This window comes from Burkholderia sp. Ax-1719, from assembly GCF_011753055.1.
GTDB lineage: Bacteria > Pseudomonadota > Gammaproteobacteria > Burkholderiales > Burkholderiaceae > Paraburkholderia.
Map to the genome: position 1 here is coordinate 32029 of NZ_VWWJ01000012.1, position 17005 is coordinate 49033.

The window sequence follows — 17005 nt, forward strand, 5'->3', positions numbered from 1 at the left end:
TCTAGACGGTCCGCTGGCTCACCGCGAAGTGCTGGATCGGCACGAGGGTCATCGCGGATGGCGATGTCCGTACAAACCCTTAATTTTCGTTCTCATTCGTTCTCATTCGTTCTCATTTGGCCTTGGCGGTCAGCAGGTCGATCAAGGCCTGCACCGCGCGCAGTCGCGACGATTTGCGCAGCGCGTGGACCTGTAGCGAACGCTCGACGGCCCACGCATCGCCCAGCGGACGACGCACGAAGCCGCGCGACCCCGCGAACGCAGACGCCGCGCTGATCGGCACGACGCCGATGCCCAGCCCGGCTTCCACCATGCGGCACTGGGCGTCGAAACTGTTGACGGTCACCGCCACCTTGAGCGACGCGCGCTGCGCGGCGGCGCGCTCGTGAATCAGACGATCGAGCGAACCCCCGGCCTGCAACGCAACGAGCGGAAAGCGCAGGACATCGGCGAAATCAAGCGTCTGCATCGCCACGAGTTCGTGATCGGGCGGCAGCACCACCATCAGCGGATCATCTGCGAAGTGCCACGATTCGAGCGCGGCGGGCGTGGCAGAACTCGCCGATACGCCGACGTCCGCGCGATCTTCCACACAGGCGCGCACGACTTCTTCGCTCACAGCTTCGGTCAATTCGATCTGTACGAGCGGATACGCAGCCTGAAACGCCTTGAGCCGCTCAGGCAGAAAGCCCACGATGGCCGATGCATTCGCATAGAGACGCACCACGCCCGCAACCTGATCGCCCAGCGATTGCACTTCGCGCGCAAAAGTCTGTAGTTGCGCATGCAACGACTGGGCGCGCGCCAGTGCCTCCCGGCCCGCTTCCGTCACGGCCACGCCGCCGTGCGAGCGGATCAGCAACGGCATGCCCACAGCCGCTTCCAGATCGGCCATGCGGCGGCTGAGCGCCGAGGCCGCAATGTGATGGCGCTGCGCGGCGCGGGCAATCGAGCCTTCTTCGACTACGGAGATAAAAAGTTCGAGGCTGTAGGGATCGATACGCATGCTGCTGGGGTCCTCGGGCGCGCTTTGGGGTATCGGCAGATAACAGCGCAGGTAACAACGCAGATAACAGCGCGGATAACAAAATTGTCAGCCTATCAACATCGAAATGTCAGGCGTGGTCGATTATGCTTTTACGCGAACTTCGGTCTACGTGGCAAGCGTTGACTCGTTGATTTGCTGAATTGCCGATTTGCGCACTCGCCGTCACGTTCGCGCCGTTTCGCGGATAATCGCTCCGCTGTCAGTTTTATCGCTTGTTTCGTGCTCCGTTTATCACCGGGAGCGCACCCATCCTTCGTTGCACCTCTTCTGTATCAATGTCACGCCGCAAAAAAGCTCATTCCGTTCCGCCTTCTTCCATTTTCCTGCAGCGCCCGCTGGATGAGAAAACCGCCACCGAAATGGCGCTCGCCCATCACCTCACGTTTGCCGCCTGCAAAGGCTGGGCTGGCACGACACGTCTGGTCAGCGAACTCGTCCGCATGGTGTATCTGACGTTCTATGTGCAATGCGCCGGCTACGGCGATACCGATATCGCGCGTTTCGCCGATGCCGAAGCCGCGCTTGAGAAGTGCATCCTGCGGGCGGGCGAGGACGAAGTTTGCCGGATTGCGCCAGGTGAATGCGAGCTGGTCGAGCCGATTCTGCTTCAGGCGGACACCCAATTGTTCCTTGCACCGAGACTCGCGCTGATCGAAGCCTATAAGCGGCTGGACCGGTTTCTACGGAGTTCGAACGAGTCGCCGCTGCCCCAGCGGGTGATGGCAGTCTAGATGACCGGTGCCTTTGGCGCGTTATCGTAATTGACGCCTTGCCAATAGAACTCGCGCACGCCCCAGGCCATACACGCGACGAAAAAGACCACTGCCATCACAACCATCGCACGGGTCGCCGGTCCCATATCCATGCCCCTGAAGTTGCGCCAGTTAGACTATACGCCGAAGCAAAATGAAGCCGCGCCTGTGTGTCTGTTCACGGCGTCAGGTGAAAGATCCATTCCAGGCCAACGCGTTCGCCGCTGCGCACGCGGCTGATCGCGTGTTTGATCTGGCCACGATAGTAACCGTGCGCGCCCTGAATGGGCCGCTGCGCGCTGGCGATGATCGCCATATCGCCACATTGCAGCGGCACGACCATCGGCCGCGACTGCATGCGCGGGCGCTGCTCGGTCATGACGAACTCGCCGCCCGTGAAATCGCGCTTTGGATCGCTCAGCAACCCGACCACCTGAAACGGGAATATCCATTCGCCTTCATCATGACGATGCAACCCTAGCCGGTCGCCTTCGCGCAGACGGCAAAGATGCGACTGCTGCCGATGCTGACCGGCGCTGCGATTCGTTTCAAGAAACGCGTCGAGTTCCGCTGGAAACACGCGATCGATTCCTGAAAGCAGGTTCCATCGGTTTGCCAGTGGCGCGAGCCATCGATATAACGCATCACGCCGAGCCATGATTTGCGGGGGCATCGCGTTATCGAAATAAGTAAATTCTCCGCCATCCGGGCCGAGCGTTACGCGCCCCGCATCGAGCAGAGTTGCCATCGCGCGGGCTTCATCAGCGTCGAAAAATCCTGGCAGAACAGCAAAGGCTTCGGCATCGAGCTGCGCAGAAATGCTCTGCACATCGAAACGTTCAAGCATGTCGTCGTTCTTCATATCGATGCGGACGGCTCGCGTGCGTCGTGAAAAATCATGCCGAGCGTGTACCGCGTGCCGCTGTGCAGGACGCTTACACCATGACGCATCGCGACCTTGCGCGTGCGCCCCGCCACTTCCGGCCGCTCGTTGACGGCGAACACGACCGCATCGCCTTGCGTTAAAGGCACGACGTCGGCGTACTGGCCGCTGCTGCGCGTCCCGGTCATGACGAATTCGCCGCCCGTGAAATCCACGTCGGGCGCGGAAAGCAGGATCGCCACCTGAAGCGGGAACACATGTTCGCCGTAAAGGTCCTGATGCAGGCAGTTATAGTCGCCGGGACCATAGCGCAGCATGAGCGGCGTGGGCCGCGTCTGACCGGCGGCATGGCAGTGCGCCAGAAACGCTTCCAGATCGGCAGGGTATTGCATCTCTACGCCTAGTTGCCGGTTCCATCGATTGGCAATTGGCGCGAGCCGGCGATATAGCGCGTGGCGCAGCCGGTTGAGAAAAGACGGCAGCGGGTAGGCAAAATACTTATATTCACCGCGCCCGAAGTTATGCCGCGCCATCACGACGCGCGAACGAAAGCGCGCGTCCTGCGGATACAGCGCAGCGAGTTTAGTGCACTGATCGGGCGTCAGCAGCGCGGGCAGCACCGCATTGCCGTCGCGGTCGAGCGACGCCGCCGAGTCGGCCCAGATCGCGTCCCAGCGCGCGGTGGCGTCCATTTCAGTCGTTTCAGTGGATTCTGTCATTGCCGGGTTTCATCCTGTTCGTCGGTTTTCGCACCTCACCGCCAGTCTGACGCAAGCACGCACGCCCGACACTCCGCGCCTTGCGCTCCGATTCCCTTCATAAACTGCAAAAAATACAAGCGCCGCCGCGCTCACCCACGTAAACCCGCGGCCGCGGCGCGCGGCGCACTGCAAAAAGTGCCATTGAATCTCTCTTTTGTGTAGGGACGCCCGCGCGCCCCTCTTCTATTCTCTCCCCATCGCAACACACCGCAACACAACCGCATCGCCAGTCCGGGCGAGGCCATCCGGCCCGCCCCCCCGCGACGGCTCATTCAAGCAAGGAGAGGATGTTGACTCAGAAAGTGCGGCTCAAAATTGCCATCGCCGAGCATCCGCATACGTCGGCGATCCGCAACGGCTCCATTCCCATCGAGGGCGTGGACGCGGAATTCGTCACGGTTCAACCGCAGATCGGCGCCTTCCGCCGTATGGTGCGCGACGTCGAATTCGACGTCTGCGAACTGGCCCCGACCACCTATATCATCGCCCGCGCCTATGGCGCGCCCTTTGTCGCGCTGCCGGTCTTCGTGGTGCGTCGCTTCCACCACGGCGGCCTGCTGGTGCGCCCGGACGCCGGCATCAACACACCGAAGGACCTCGAAGGCAAGAAAGTGGGCGTGCGCGCCTACTCGGTCACCACGGGCGTGTGGACGCGCCAGGTGCTGATCGACGAATTCGGCCTGGATTCGTCGAAGGTCACGTGGGTCGTCGATGACGAAGAGCACGTCACACAACTCAAACTGCCGGGCAACGTGATTCACGCGCCCGAAGGCACCTCGCTCGCCGACATGATGGCCAGCGGCGAACTCGTTGGCGGCTTCGCAGCAGCGGCAGGCATTGGCCGCACCGGCGCGCCCACGGGCGGCTGGAAGGAAGTGGAAGCCGATTATCCCGATCTGCTGCCCAACGCCGAAGAACTCGAAACCGAATACTACGCGCGCACCGGCATCTATCCGATGCACGGCACCATCGTCGTCAAGGATTCGGTGCTCGCGGAGCATCCGTGGGTCGCGCGTTCGATCTACAACGCCTTCGATCAGGCCAAGAAAGAATGGCTTGCGCGTCTCGACGCGGGTGAAGCCACCGCCGCAAGCGACAAGAAATACCTGGCGCTGCGAAAGATTGTCGGCCACGACCCGCTGCCCTACGGTCTCGCGGAAAACCTCAAGACCATCGAAGCGCTCGAAGCCACCGCGTTCAAGCAAGGCCTCACGCCGCGCCGCATGGCGATTGAAGAACTGTTCGTCGACCCGCTCGCGCAAGAGGTGAAAGCATGATTATCGATTGCCACGGCCACTTTACGACCGTTCCAGCTTCGTTCCGTAACTGGCGCGCGAAGCAGGTTGAATTCGCCAACGATATCGCCAATGCGCCTTCGCGCGACGGCGCGTTCGTGAGCGACGACCAGATCCGCGAAGCCATCGGCAACGGCCAGCTCAAGCTGCAACGCGAGCGCGGCAGCGATCTCACGCTGTTCTCGCCCATCGCGGGCCTGATGAGCCACCACCTCGGCAACGAGCGCACGAGCCTCGAATGGGCCGAAGTGTCCAACGATCTTGTCTATCGCGTGACCGAGCTGTACCCGGACAACTTCGCACCGGTTTGCCAGTTGCCGCAATCGCCGGGCGTCGCGCCTGCCAATAGCGTTGCGGAACTGCGCCGCTGCGTGGAGCAGATGGGTTTTGTCGGCTGTAATCTGAATCCCGATCCGAGCGGCGGCTACTGGACCGGCACGCCAGTGACCGACCGCGAGTGGTATCCGCTGTACGAAGCGCTCGTCGAACTCGACGTGCCCGCGATGATTCACGTGGCCGCTTCGTGCAACCCGTGCTTCCACGGTACCGGTGCGCACTACCTGAATGCGGATACCTCGGTGTTCATGCAGATCCTGCAATCGGACCTGTTCAAGGACTTCCCGACGCTGCGTCTGGTGATTCCGCACGGCGGCGGCGCGGTGCCTTATCACTGGGGCCGTTATCGCGGCATGTCGCTGGAAATGCGCGAGCGCCCGCTCGAAGGACTGCTGAACAATATCTTCTTCGATTCGTGCGTGTATCACCAGCCTGGCGTCGAACTGCTCACCAAGGTGATTCCGGCCGACAACGTGCTGTTCGGCTCGGAAATGATCGGCGCGGTGCGCGGCAAGGACCCGGCAACGGGTCAGTATTTCGACGATACCAAGCGCTATATCGACGCCTGCCCCGCCCTTTCCGACGAAGACCGCCACAAGATCTTCGAAGGCAATGCGCGCCGCGTCTATCCGCGTCTGGATGCACGTTTGAAGGCACAAGGCAAATGATCTTCGGTCGGGCGTTCAATCCATCGAGCCCGACTGAACACGAGACAAGGACAGAGAGAGACATGGCTTCATCCATTGTTGATATTCATCCGCACATCATCTCCGACAACGAAGCGCTTTATCCGCCGGCACCGCTGTTCGGCAAGCGTTCGGAGTGGTCGAAGGAACGCCCCACCACGGTCGAAACGCTGATCGCCGCGATGGATGCGGCGGGCGTGGGCAAGGCCGCAGTCGTGCATTCGTCGACGACTTACGGCTTCGACAACAGCTATGTGGTCGACGGCTGCGCGAAGTATGCGGACCGCCTCGTCGCGGTCGGCTCGGTCGACGTGCTGCAGGAAGATGCACCGCAACACATCCGTGAGTGGACGGAACGCGGCCTCGCCGGCCTGCGCCTGTTCACGGGCGGCAGCACGAAAGAGTTCGATCCGAGCGAGCTTGACGATCCGCGCTCGTTCCCTGCGTGGGAACTGTGCGCCGAACTGGGCCTGCCGATGTGCATCCAGACCGGCCCGATCGGTCTGCCGCAGGTGACCGCGCTGGCAAAGCGCTTTCCCACGGTGCCGATCGTGCTCGACCACCTGGGCCGCCCCGAAGTGGCGGACGGCGCACCGTACGCAGCGGCGCAAAGTCTCTTCGAACTCGCGCAGTACGAAAACATTTTCCTCAAGCTCACGCCGCGCATTTTCGCCGATGTGAAAAAGGAAAAGGCCAGCGCGCAGACGTTTTTCCCGCGCGTGGTGGAAGCATTCGGCGCGGATCGCATGGCCTGGGGTTCGAACTTCCCGACCTCGCCGGGCACGCTCGAAGAGATTCTCGCCACGGCGCAAGCGGGCCTCGCCTGCCTGAACGCTGCGGACCGCGCGTGGATCTTCGGCAAGACGGCGCAGAAGCTTTATCCGGCGCTGGCGTAACGGAGCATTCGCAGCACGAGCAGTTGTAGTACGGCGGTCATCCTGTGATTTGCACTACGAAGCATGCAAGCACAGGCTGACCTGTAACAAACCGATTGAGGTCAGAAAAAAGCAGATGGAGACGAGCAAAACCCAACGGCCGGGCGGCGTGAACCGATGGGGCATTCTTGCCCTGCTCGCGGTCGGCGTGCTGACGTCCTTTATCGATCGCACCAGCATTTCCAGCGTGCTGGCCGACAGTACCTTCATTCGCCACTTCGCGCTGACCAACGTCGATCGCGGCTGGATCAATTCCGCGTTCTTCTGGTCCTATGGCCTGTTTCAGGTGCCGATGGGCTGGGTGGCAGACCGCTACGGCGTGAAATGGCCTTACGCCGTGTGCTTCGCGCTCTGGTGCCTGGCCACTGCATTGATGGGCGCTGTGACGACGCTCGCCGGTCTGGTGGTGATGCGCCTCCTGATCGGCATCGCCGAGGCAATCGTGATCCCCGCGAGCTATCGCTGGATCCGCAACAATTTCGACGAAAGCCAGAATGGCCTTGCTGTCGGCATCCTCGCGATGGGCAACAAGTTCGGCCCCGCACTGGGCGCTCCGGTCGGCGCGTGGTTCATCGTCAACTATTCGTGGAAGCTGATGTTCGTCGCGACGGGTCTGGTTGGCTTGCTGTGGCTGGTGCCCTGGCTGCTGCTGGTGCGCAACGACCTGCCCTCGCGCGCACAACTCGCCAGCGCCGACCGTCATGCACGCAGTGTGAGCTTCGGCAGCATTCTCGCGAGCCCGGTCGTGTGGGGCGGCATGGTCACCAACTTCTGTTACGGCTATTTCACGTTCTACTGCATGACGTGGATGCCCGCGTATCTGGTCGAACAGCGCGGCCTGTCGATCGGCGAATCCGGCATCTTCACCTTCTTCAGCTTCGCGGGCATCGCCATTGTTGCCGCCATCGCAGGCTGGGCCGCCGACCGCATCATCGCGCGCGGTCATGACCCGGTGCTGGTCCGCAAGGGCTTCATCATCGCGGGCTTCGTGGGCGGCTGTACCGTGCTGCTGGGCGCCTACGCGCAATCGCTCAACACCGCACTGTTCTGGAATGTGCTGTCACTCTCGCTGCTGGGCATGACTACGGCGAACAACCTCGTGCTCTCGCGCCTCACGTTGATTCCGAAACAAACTATCGGCCTGGTGACCGGCGTGCAGCAGGTGGCGACGAGTCTCGCAGGCGGCGTGGCGGCCAGTCTCTCCGGCTGGCTGCTGCATATCAGCCATAGCTACGACCTGCCGATGCTGGTGATCCTCGTGTTCCTGCTGGTTGGCGCGGCGGCAACCGCGATCATGTACCGCAGCGAATGGGCGCCCAAAGTCAGCGAGCCACAAGGGGAATTGCGCGAAGCCCGATCCCATTGACACCATCGACTCCACCGATTGATTGAATCGGAATCCAAAACATATTGCCGGCGGCATTCTCCCCGGCCTCTGATCAAAAAACTGGAAACAACGTAAATGGCGAAGATCGTATTCGGGATGGCAGTGCCGCACAGCGGCATGCTGGGCCAGGCGCCTGAGGACTGGCTGAAGAACGGCGAGCGTGACCGTAACAATCCGGAACTGTGGTTCCGCAACCGCACGTGGACTTACCCGGAACTGGAAGCGCACCGCGAAGCCGCCTTCGCGCCCTTCCTCACGCTGGAAGAACGCACTGCGCGCGCCGCACGCTGCCGCGCCGCGCTCGACGAAATGGCAGCCGCCTACCGCGCGGCCAAGGTCGACGTGGCGATCATTCTGGGCAAGGACCAGAAGGAAATCTTCACGGACTTCTCACCGTCCATCGCCATCTATAGCGGCAAGGACGTGCACAACGGCCCGCCCCAACGCGCCGTCTATGCGCCCGATCACCACGTTACGCACGAGTGCCACCCGCAACTGGCGACGTATCTGATCGAACACTTCCAGAAGGAAAGCTTCGATCTTACCGATCTGTTCAAGTGGCCCGAAAACGTCTGGATGTCGCCGCGCCCCGAATACCCCGTCGTGCCGCACGCGTATAGCTTCGTCTATCACCAGATCATGGACGACAATCCGCCGCCGCACGTGCCGATCATCATGAACTGCTTCTACCCGCCGACGCAGCCTTCGATGTCGCGCTGCATCGAATTCGGCCGTGTGTTGCGCGATGCGATTACGGCCTGGCCCGAAGACGTGCGTGTGGGCATTTTCGCTTCGGGCGGTCTCTCGCACTTCGTCAATGACGAAGAGTTCGATCACCGCATCATGAACATGCTGGCGAACTACGACTACGACGGACTCGCCGCCGTGGACGATCGCTCGTATCAATCGGGTACATCGGAAATCAAGCTCTATGTGAGCGTGATGAAAGCGGTTCAGGAAACCGGCGCGCAAATGACGCTGGTCGATTATGTGCCCTGCTGGCGCACGCCCGCCGGCACCGGCGAAGGCATGGGCTTCATGTACTGGAAAGCGGCTGAATAACGCTTTTCCCAAGCCCCTCCCCTATTCATCGAAGAGAGACAGATTAAATGAGCACGAACAACACTCGACTGAACAGCATCATCCGCGCCCTCGAATCGGGCAAGCCGGCTTTCACCGCTTTTTCGAAGCTCGACAAACAGAACGCCATCGAAATGAGCGATGCGCCCTATGACGGCATCGTGTTCGAAATGGAGCACAACCCGTACGACGTGGCCGCGCTCGGCGACGCAATGCAGTACATGTTGAGCCGCAAGGAAATCGCCGAATCGGGTTCCGTTTCGCCGCGCGTCACGCCCATCGCCCGCATTCCCGCCAACGGCGTGGAAATGAATCAGGCCTTCGCCAAGCAGGTGCTCGACCGCGGCGCGTACGGCGTGGTGTGGCCGCACGTGGCGACCGTCGAACAAGCCTATAACGCGGTCGCTTCGTGCCGCTATGCACGTCCGAAGAATGCGCCGCTCTATGAGCCGAAGGGCGTGCGCGGCGACGGCCCTGCCACGGCGGCGCGCTACTGGGGCTTGAGCATGGCCGACTACTACAAGAAGGCCGACGTGTGGCCGCTCGTGCCCGAAGGCGAAATTCTCGTGGGCCTCATGTGCGAAAGCACCCAGGCGATTGAAAACCTCGACGACATTCTCTCGAATGTGCCGGGTATCGGCTTCATCCTGATTGGCGAAGGCGATCTGAGCCAGGAATTGGGCTTTGCGCGCCAGTATGAACACCCGGAAGTGCTGGACGCGATGCGCCGCATCGTTTCCATCTGCCACAAGCACAACGTCGTGGTGGGCAATCCGCACGTGACCGCGAAGAATCACCGCCGTCTGATCGAGGAAGGCTACCGCTTCCTGATGTCGGCGCCGACGCGCAGCTACGGCGTCGTGGGTATGGCGCGCGAAATGGCAGGCTACTAAGCCGCTATCGACAGCCGCATTGCGCGATTCACCTATTCACGAATAAGGATTCCTTATCATGACGACCACACAAACCGAAGCGCCCACGCTGCGCGTGAACCTCGCCGATTACGCCGTCACCAAGGCGATGAAGGACGGGCGTGTCAGCTCGGACATCGTCAATCTCGATTACTGCGGCCCGACGCCCGCGCATAACGGCTTCAAGGCGATGGTGCGCGAGAACGCCTTCGATGCGGGCGAACTGGCCATCGTCACCTTCCTGCAGGCGAAGGCCTACGGCAAGCCCTATGTGCTGCTGCCCGCGCCGATCTCGGGCCGCTTCCAGCACCATTGCGCCGGCTACAACATCGACTTCGGCGAACTCGCGCCGCGCGATATCGAAGGCAAGAAAGTCGGCGTGCGCACTTACACGCAGACCACGGCGCTGTGGATTCGCGGCATTTTGCGCCACGAATATGGCGTGAATCTGGACAAGGTCACGTGGATGACGCTCGGTGACGGCCACCTCGCGGAATACAGCGATCCCGCCAATTGCGTGCGCCTGCCCAAGGGCTCGTCGATTCCGCAGATGATGCTGGACGGCGAACTGGCTGCTGCCCTGCTCGGCGAAGACATGCCGAAGGACCCGCGCGTTCGCACGCTGGTGCCCGACGCACAGGACGCCGCGAAAGACTGGTTCGCGCGCGAAGGCGTGGTGCCCATCAATCACATGTTCGTGGTGCACAGCGATCTTTCGAAGCAACGCCCGGACATCGTGCGCGAGCTGTATCGCATGGTGGTGGAAAGCCGCGCACAGGCCGAGGGCGTCCCCGCCGTTTTCCCGCCGATCGGTCTGGAAGCAAACCGCAAGGGCATCCAGCTCGCTATCGACTGGGCGCTCGACCAGAAGATCATTCCGCGTCGCCTGTCCGTCGATGAGTGCTTCGACGATGTGACCGCCGCCCTCGGTTAATCACGTTTTCTCTTTCGGTGCGCGGCGGCTCGATTCGCTGCGCACCTTTTCACATTCCAGCCGGAGAACGACGAAGCAATAAAACGATTCAAAACGCGCCAGAAAATATAGGCCGCGACTATTAGAATTAGCATGGAGACAGAATGAAAAGATTGCTCGTATTGGCATGCGGCGTCACTTCGGCTTGCATGTTCAGCGCGGCGCACGCGCAGTCGTCCGTGACGCTGTATGGCGTGATCGACAACGGCGTGGAATTCCAGAACGGCGGCGACGGCAAGGTCGTGCGCGCCACCTCGGGCGGCCTCTTCGCGAGCCGCTACGGCTTCAAGGGCACCGAGGACATCGGCGGCGGCATTCACGTCAATTTCCAGCTCGAACAGGGTTTTTCGGCGCAAACAGGTGCGGCCGCGAATTCGGCGGAAGCCTTCAATCGCCAGGCGTGGGTGGGTGTGTCCGGCAACTTCGGTGAAGTCCGCTTCGGTTTGCAAAATACCCCGCAATACATCTTCCTGAACCGTGAACTAGACCCGGTGGCCGTAATGAGCATGGGCTCGCCCATGCTGAATTTCAATTCACTGACGATACGCGTGAATAACGCGATTTCGTATTTCACACCAACCGTCTACGGATTGACCGCGCAATTCATGGTGGCAATGCGCGATTCCACCACCAAGCCCAGCAATGGCCTGCAGTTCTATAACGCGGCGGTGCGCTACGAAAACGGCCCGTTCCGCGTGGCAGCCGGATATGAGCAAGCGGACAACGCCACCGGCACTTCCGCGCTCAGAGTCTTCAATGCGGGCGCTTCAGTGGGCGTGGGCGACGCGCGCTTCTATCTGGCCTATCACACCGAACGCCAGACCGATGACAGCGTCAAGCGTGACGTCTACGAAGCCTCCGGTTCGTATCTCTGGTCTCCCGCCGATCAACTGGTTCTGATGTACGGCTATGAGCACGATCGCACCGGCCAGGGCAACAATGCACAGCAGATCGGCATGACCTACGAGCACTATCTTTCCAAACGCACCACGCTTTATGCATCTGCCGGTTTTATCCAGAACCGCAATCAAGCTGCTTTCACGCTGAACGGCACTTCCTATGCTGGCGTGACCGTTGCGCCGGGATCGAACACGCGCGGTGTGATTCTCGGCATGGTGCATACGTTCTGATGTTTCTTTCGCGCCGCTGCGGTAATAGTGCGTAAACAATAACGCGGCGGCGTTGGGGTAAGCAGCAGGTCGCAGCACAGGTATCGATATGAAAGAATACAAGGCGTTTTACGCTTCCGTTTAAAAAGGGAGCAACCGGAGCATCTCGCACGTGGGCCCGGCCAGCAGGTGCAGTGCTCCGGCGAAACTTCAATCGCAAAGGCGGCCGGCGCATGACCGGACGCCGAGGAGACTTCATGGCCCAGAGTGCGATGAGCAGCAAACCCGTGCGCAGAACGACCGGCGACGTCCGGCTCACTGCCGTGCCAAAAGTGCGTCTGTACGTCGAACGACCAGAGGAGGAAAACTGGTTCGTTCATGTCGGTCATGTGACCGAACGCGGCCGTTGGCGCACCGCGCCCCACGCGCATCCCACTTATGGTCAGGTGATTTTCGTGCGCAGCGGGCGCGGCGTCATGAATCTCGAAGGCAGCAGCGTGCCCTTCGAAGGCCCCTGCGCCCTGCTTCTGCCCACCGAGTGCATACACGGACTCGATTACGAACTCGATGTCGATCGCTGGGTGGTGACGGTCGACGTTTCCTATCTCACCCAGGTCAACGCCAAGTTGCACGAATTCATCGTGCTATGGTCTGCGCCGCGGATGATACCGCTCGCGCAGGCGACCGAAGCGGGACACGATCTTTATACGCTGATCCAGCACCTGAAACAGGAAGTGGAATCGAGCGCGGTGGGGCATGTTCCCGGCGCAGAAGCACTGCTTACGATGCTGCTGCTCACACTGGTGCGCGAAGCCCATCTGGATCAGGCCGCCAACGATGGCACGCCGCGTCATGACGTGCGCCTTGTCGAGCGCTTTCGCAAGCTGATTGAAGAGCATTACCGCAACAATCTGCCCTTGCAGGAATATGCATCGATTCTCGCGGTATCGCCGGTGCAATTGCGCGCGGCGTGCGCCTCAGCGGCGGATATGAGCCCCACCAAGATGATTCACGCGCGCATTATCACCGAAGCAAAGCGCGAACTCATTTTCGGCGATATGTCGGTGGAACAGGTTGCGTTCTGGCTCGGTTTTGCCGATGCCGCGTATTTCACGCGCTTTTTCCGCCGCGAAGTGGGCCAGGCGCCCAGTCAGTTCCGTATCGAGGCGCGGCGATAAACACAACGTCGCAGCGCTTGAGCGCTGCGGCCGCGCCGTGACTTTCACGTGACATGGCGCAGCCCCGTACATTCCCTGGTCTGCACGAAAAATCCCAGCGAAACCGGGTTTTGTACAGGGACCGTGGATAGTGCGCCGCCTATGCTTGACCTCAGTTTATTCACGTGAATCGAATATGGCGCATTCGTTAAAGCAGCACGCATCACGCCTCGCAATCAACGCCGCACTCGTTGCGTGCGCATCGATATACGGCGTGGCCTGCACCACGGCAATTCCCGCATCGTCATCGAATGCGACCACGGAATTCGCCTACGTCGGCACCCAGCAGAAGCAGATCAGCGCGCTGCGCCTGGATACGGCTACCGGCAAGCTCGTCGCGCTCGGCACCGCTGCGCAAGGGCCGAATGCAACATGGGTCGCCTCGCATCCCGCTTTGCCCGTTCTCTACGCTGTCGACGACGAACGCGACAAGGAAGGCAGCATCACCGCTTACGCCGTGAATCGCAGCACCGGCAAGCTCGAACGCATCAACAACGTGCTCACGGGCGGAATGGGCACAACCTTCCTGCAATTCGACGCCCCCTCCTCCACCTTGCTCGGCGCGAATTACAACAGCGGCTCGGTTTCCAGCGTTGCGGTGAGCGGCGACGGCAGCGTGGGCAAACTCGAATCCATCATTGCGGAAAAAGGTTCGGGACCGAGCCCGCGCCAGAAAAGCGCCCATGCGCATGGCGTGACGATCGACCCGTCGGGCCGCTATGCGCTCGTGCCGGACCTGGGCGCGGACCGCATCTTTATCTACCGTTTCGATCGCGACACGCATGTGCTCACGCCCCGCACGGGCGACGCGCAACCCGCCTTCGACGCGCCGCCGGGCAGCGGCCCGCGCCGTATCCTGTTTAGCGCGAATGGTGAATATGCCTACGTGCTCACGGAAATGAGCGCGGAGTTGATCGCACTGCGGTGGGACGCGGCGAAAGGCGCACTCACGCCCCTGCAAACGACGCCCATCACCAGCACCACGTTCAGCGGCGTGAAAAGCGGCGCGGAAATGGCGTTTGGCCGCGACCGGCGTTTCCTCTACGTGGAGAATCGTGCTGAGAACGCCTTGATGGTTTACCGCGTCGACGCCGCAACGGGCCAGGTTGCGCTGGTGCAGCGCACCTCGTCGGGCGGAGAAAAGCCGTGGGGGTTTGGCATCGACGCATCCGGGCAATGGATGCTGGTCGCCAATCAACATAGTGGCGACGTGCACCTGTTCCACATCGACACGGCCACGGGCACCCTTGCCGATACGGGCCAATCCATCGCCGTGCAGGACCCGACGAGCATCGCCTTCGTGCAGTAAGGCTGGGCAATTCGATGAAACCGCTCTCCTCACCCCGCACGCGCGTGCCCCATCCGTGGCGCGTCCTCGTGCTGCTATCGCTTGGTCTGCTGATTTCCTTTGTAGATCGCACGAGCCTGTCTTCGGCCCTCGCCGATAAAAGCTTTATTCATCATTTCGGACTGACGAGCATCGAGCGCGGCTGGCTCAATTCCGCCGTCTTCTGGTCCTACGGCCTGCTGCAGATGCCGATGGGCTGGCTCGTCGACCGCTACGGCGTAAAGCGCCCCTATGCCATCTGCTTTCTGCTCTGGTGTCTCGCGGCGGCGGCAACCGGCCTGGTCACGACGCTTTCCGCGCTGATCGTCATGCGCCTGTTGATCGGGGCCGCCGAAGCCATCGTTGTGCCCGCAACGTATCGTTACCTCGCGAATCATTTCGAGGAAACGCAAAAAGGCACGGCGCTAGGGATCTTTTCGATCGGCGGCAAAATGGGGCCGGCCCTGGGCGCGCCCATCGCCGCATGGATGATCGTGACGGCCTCATGGAAGGCGATGTTTATCGCCACCGGCCTGGTCGGGCTGATCTGGCTGCTGCCCTGGCTGACGATGGTTGAAAACGACTATCCCTCGCGCGCTCAACTGGCCGCAGCGAAGGAGCGCGCCGCAACGGTGCCGCTCGGCAATCTGCTGGCGAGTCCCGTTGTGTGGGGCGGCCTTATCAATAACTTCTGCTATAGCTATTTCGCGTTTTACTGCATGACGTGGATGCCAGCGTATCTCGTCGAACAGCGCGGGCTGTCGCTGCAATCGTCGGGGCTATATACGTTCTTCAGCTTCGCGGGCATCGCGATTGTTGCAGCGCTCGCGGGCTGGGCCGCCGATCGCATCATCGCGCGCGGCAACGACGCCGTCGCCGTGCGCAAGGCCTTTATCGTGGCGGGCTTTCTTGGCGGCACCACCGTGTTGCTCGGCGCGAACGCGCATTCGTCGGATATGGCGTTGTTCTGGAATGTCGTGTCGCTTTCGTTGCTGGGACTCGTCACTGCGAATAACCTCGCGCTGTGCAAACTCACCTTGATTCCTAAACCCGCGGTCGGTCTGAACACCGGGCTTCAACAGGTGGCGACGAGCCTCGCGGGCGGTGTATCGGCAAGTCTTTCGGGCTGGTTGCTGCATGTGGGCGGCAGCTATTCGCTGCCGATGACGGCGATTTTCGTGTTCCTGCTGATTGGCGCGGCAAGCACGCTCACGCTGATGCGGCGCAAATGGGCGCCGCGTGTCAACGCGCACGCGGACCATTGCGACGCGCTGCCTAAGCCCGGTTGTGTCGATTGCGGTTGAGTGCGTGCTATAAGCTATCAGAACAAGCTCGAACGCAACCCGGTTTTAAGCGCTCCCTCGATGAATTCAGACGACCTCGCCGTTTTCGCACACGTCGCGAAGACCGGCAGCATCTCGCGCACCGCCATGGAACTGGGCGCGAACCAGTCCACCGTCAGCCGCCGCATTGCCGTACTCGAAGCGGAACTGGGCGTGCGCCTGTTTCGCCGCAGTGGTCGCGGCGTAGGTCTCACGGAGCGCGGCGAGCAGTTGCTGGGCTACGCACAGACACTCGAACGGACCCTTGAAGAAGCACGCGGTGCGATGCGCAACGGCGCGGAAAGCGGCCCGGCGCAGCTCGCCATTGCCGCGCAACCGACTATCGCGCGCATCATGTTCGGCGAACTTGGGCAACGCCTGAGGGCGCGTTATCCGAACACGCGCGTGCGATTTGTGGAAGGTCTGGCGAGCCAGATTCTAGGCCGCCTGAATGACGGCGAGATCGATCTCGCCATCATGTACGTGCCCGAACATCGCGGCGCGACGCAATTCGATCCGCTCCTCGCGGAAGACCTTTGTCTTGTGACGCCAGCGGATTTCGCCATGCCCGATGGCCCGGTGGAAGTAAGAACGCTCGGCGAATTGCCGCTTATCCTGCCGAGCACTCATCACGGGCTGCGCGTGCTGGCCGAATCGCTCGCGGCGCGACACGGTTTTACGCTGCAAATCGCGCTTGAATGCGATGGATCGATTTCGCTGACCAAGCGTCTGGTGATGGCGCAATGCGGCTGCACCTTGCTGCCGGCGGCGTCGGTGATCGAGGAGGTAGCGTCGGGCAGGCTGCGTTGCATGCCACTTGCGAACGCAGCCGTGGTGCGTGACGTGGCGATTGCATGGCCGCTCAATCGCGTCATGCCCGAGGGCGTGTGGCGAGTTGCACAGATGATTCGCGAACTCGCCGCCGATCTCGTCGAAGCAGGCGAATGGCCGGGTGCCACGCTGCCCGCTTCGCAGGATTGATC

The 17005-nt window shown here is 61.5% G+C and carries 16 protein-coding genes; 13 read left to right on the forward strand and 3 right to left on the reverse strand.

The window, feature by feature from the left end:
- Positions 1–112 precede the first annotated feature (112 nt).
- Complete coding sequence (locus F3J17_RS20805; RefSeq protein WP_167062968.1) at positions 113–1006, reverse strand: LysR family transcriptional regulator; 894 nt, start codon at positions 1004–1006, stop codon at positions 113–115.
- Between the two features lie 317 nt (positions 1007–1323).
- Here F3J17_RS20805 and F3J17_RS20810 point away from each other — a divergent pair, with 317 nt between their 5' ends.
- Positions 1324–1779 (forward strand): hypothetical protein, encoded by a 456-nt coding sequence (locus tag F3J17_RS20810; protein WP_240161088.1) that lies wholly within the window; start codon positions 1324–1326, stop codon positions 1777–1779.
- A 199-nt stretch (positions 1780–1978) separates the two neighbouring features.
- Here the strand turns inward: F3J17_RS20810 and F3J17_RS20815 are convergent, their stop codons facing one another.
- Positions 1979–2662 (reverse strand): 2OG-Fe(II) oxygenase, encoded by a 684-nt coding sequence (locus F3J17_RS20815; RefSeq protein ID WP_167062971.1) that lies wholly within the window; start codon positions 2660–2662, stop codon positions 1979–1981.
- Positions 2659–3375: a 2OG-Fe(II) oxygenase gene (locus F3J17_RS20820; RefSeq protein WP_205194892.1), complete on the reverse strand. Its 717-nt coding sequence runs from the start codon at positions 3373–3375 to the stop codon at positions 2659–2661. The genes F3J17_RS20815 and F3J17_RS20820 overlap by 4 nt, the downstream gene beginning before the upstream one ends.
- A gap of 356 nt (positions 3376–3731) precedes the next feature.
- Between F3J17_RS20820 and F3J17_RS20825 the strand changes: the two genes are divergently transcribed.
- From F3J17_RS20825 to F3J17_RS20880, 12 genes are all read left to right on the forward strand, one after another.
- Entirely contained in the window at positions 3732–4721 is a 990-nt protein-coding gene (locus F3J17_RS20825) for a PhnD/SsuA/transferrin family substrate-binding protein (RefSeq protein WP_167062977.1), read from the forward strand.
- Positions 4718–5743, forward strand: coding sequence for an amidohydrolase family protein (locus F3J17_RS20830; protein WP_167062980.1), 1026 nt, complete (start codon positions 4718–4720; stop codon positions 5741–5743). Before F3J17_RS20825 ends, F3J17_RS20830 begins: the two co-directional genes overlap by 4 nt.
- Before the next feature lie 62 nt (positions 5744–5805).
- The gene (locus F3J17_RS20835) at positions 5806–6657 is read left to right on the forward strand and encodes an amidohydrolase family protein (RefSeq protein ID WP_167062983.1); all 852 of its coding nucleotides are present in this window, start codon (positions 5806–5808) and stop codon (positions 6655–6657) included.
- 115 nt (positions 6658–6772) lie between these two features.
- Positions 6773–8062, forward strand: coding sequence for an MFS transporter (locus tag F3J17_RS20840; protein ID WP_167062986.1), 1290 nt, complete (start codon positions 6773–6775; stop codon positions 8060–8062).
- A 96-nt stretch (positions 8063–8158) separates the two neighbouring features.
- Positions 8159–9145 (forward strand): protocatechuate 3,4-dioxygenase, encoded by a 987-nt coding sequence (locus F3J17_RS20845; RefSeq protein ID WP_167062989.1) that lies wholly within the window; start codon positions 8159–8161, stop codon positions 9143–9145.
- A gap of 47 nt (positions 9146–9192) precedes the next feature.
- Entirely contained in the window at positions 9193–10056 is an 864-nt protein-coding gene (locus F3J17_RS20850) for an aldolase/citrate lyase family protein (protein WP_167062992.1), read from the forward strand.
- Between the two features lie 58 nt (positions 10057–10114).
- Positions 10115–11008, forward strand: a complete 894-nt coding sequence (locus tag F3J17_RS20855; RefSeq protein WP_167062995.1) for a phosphate ABC transporter substrate-binding protein — start codon at positions 10115–10117, stop codon at positions 11006–11008.
- Between the two features lie 143 nt (positions 11009–11151).
- A complete protein-coding gene (locus F3J17_RS20860) occupies positions 11152–12177 on the forward strand; it encodes a porin (protein WP_167062997.1) in 1026 nt (341 codons plus the stop codon).
- Positions 12178–12413: 236 nt separating this feature from the next.
- On the forward strand, positions 12414–13334 hold the full coding sequence (locus tag F3J17_RS20865) for a helix-turn-helix domain-containing protein (RefSeq protein ID WP_240161089.1): 921 nt from the start codon (positions 12414–12416) through the stop codon (positions 13332–13334).
- 175 nt (positions 13335–13509) lie between these two features.
- The gene (locus F3J17_RS20870) at positions 13510–14682 is read left to right on the forward strand and encodes a lactonase family protein (RefSeq protein WP_167063003.1); all 1173 of its coding nucleotides are present in this window, start codon (positions 13510–13512) and stop codon (positions 14680–14682) included.
- Positions 14683–14696: 14 nt separating this feature from the next.
- Positions 14697–16004: an MFS transporter gene (locus F3J17_RS20875; protein WP_167063006.1), complete on the forward strand. Its 1308-nt coding sequence runs from the start codon at positions 14697–14699 to the stop codon at positions 16002–16004.
- Between the two features lie 60 nt (positions 16005–16064).
- Positions 16065–17003: a LysR family transcriptional regulator gene (locus tag F3J17_RS20880; protein WP_167063009.1), complete on the forward strand. Its 939-nt coding sequence runs from the start codon at positions 16065–16067 to the stop codon at positions 17001–17003.
- Positions 17004–17005 lie beyond the last annotated feature (2 nt).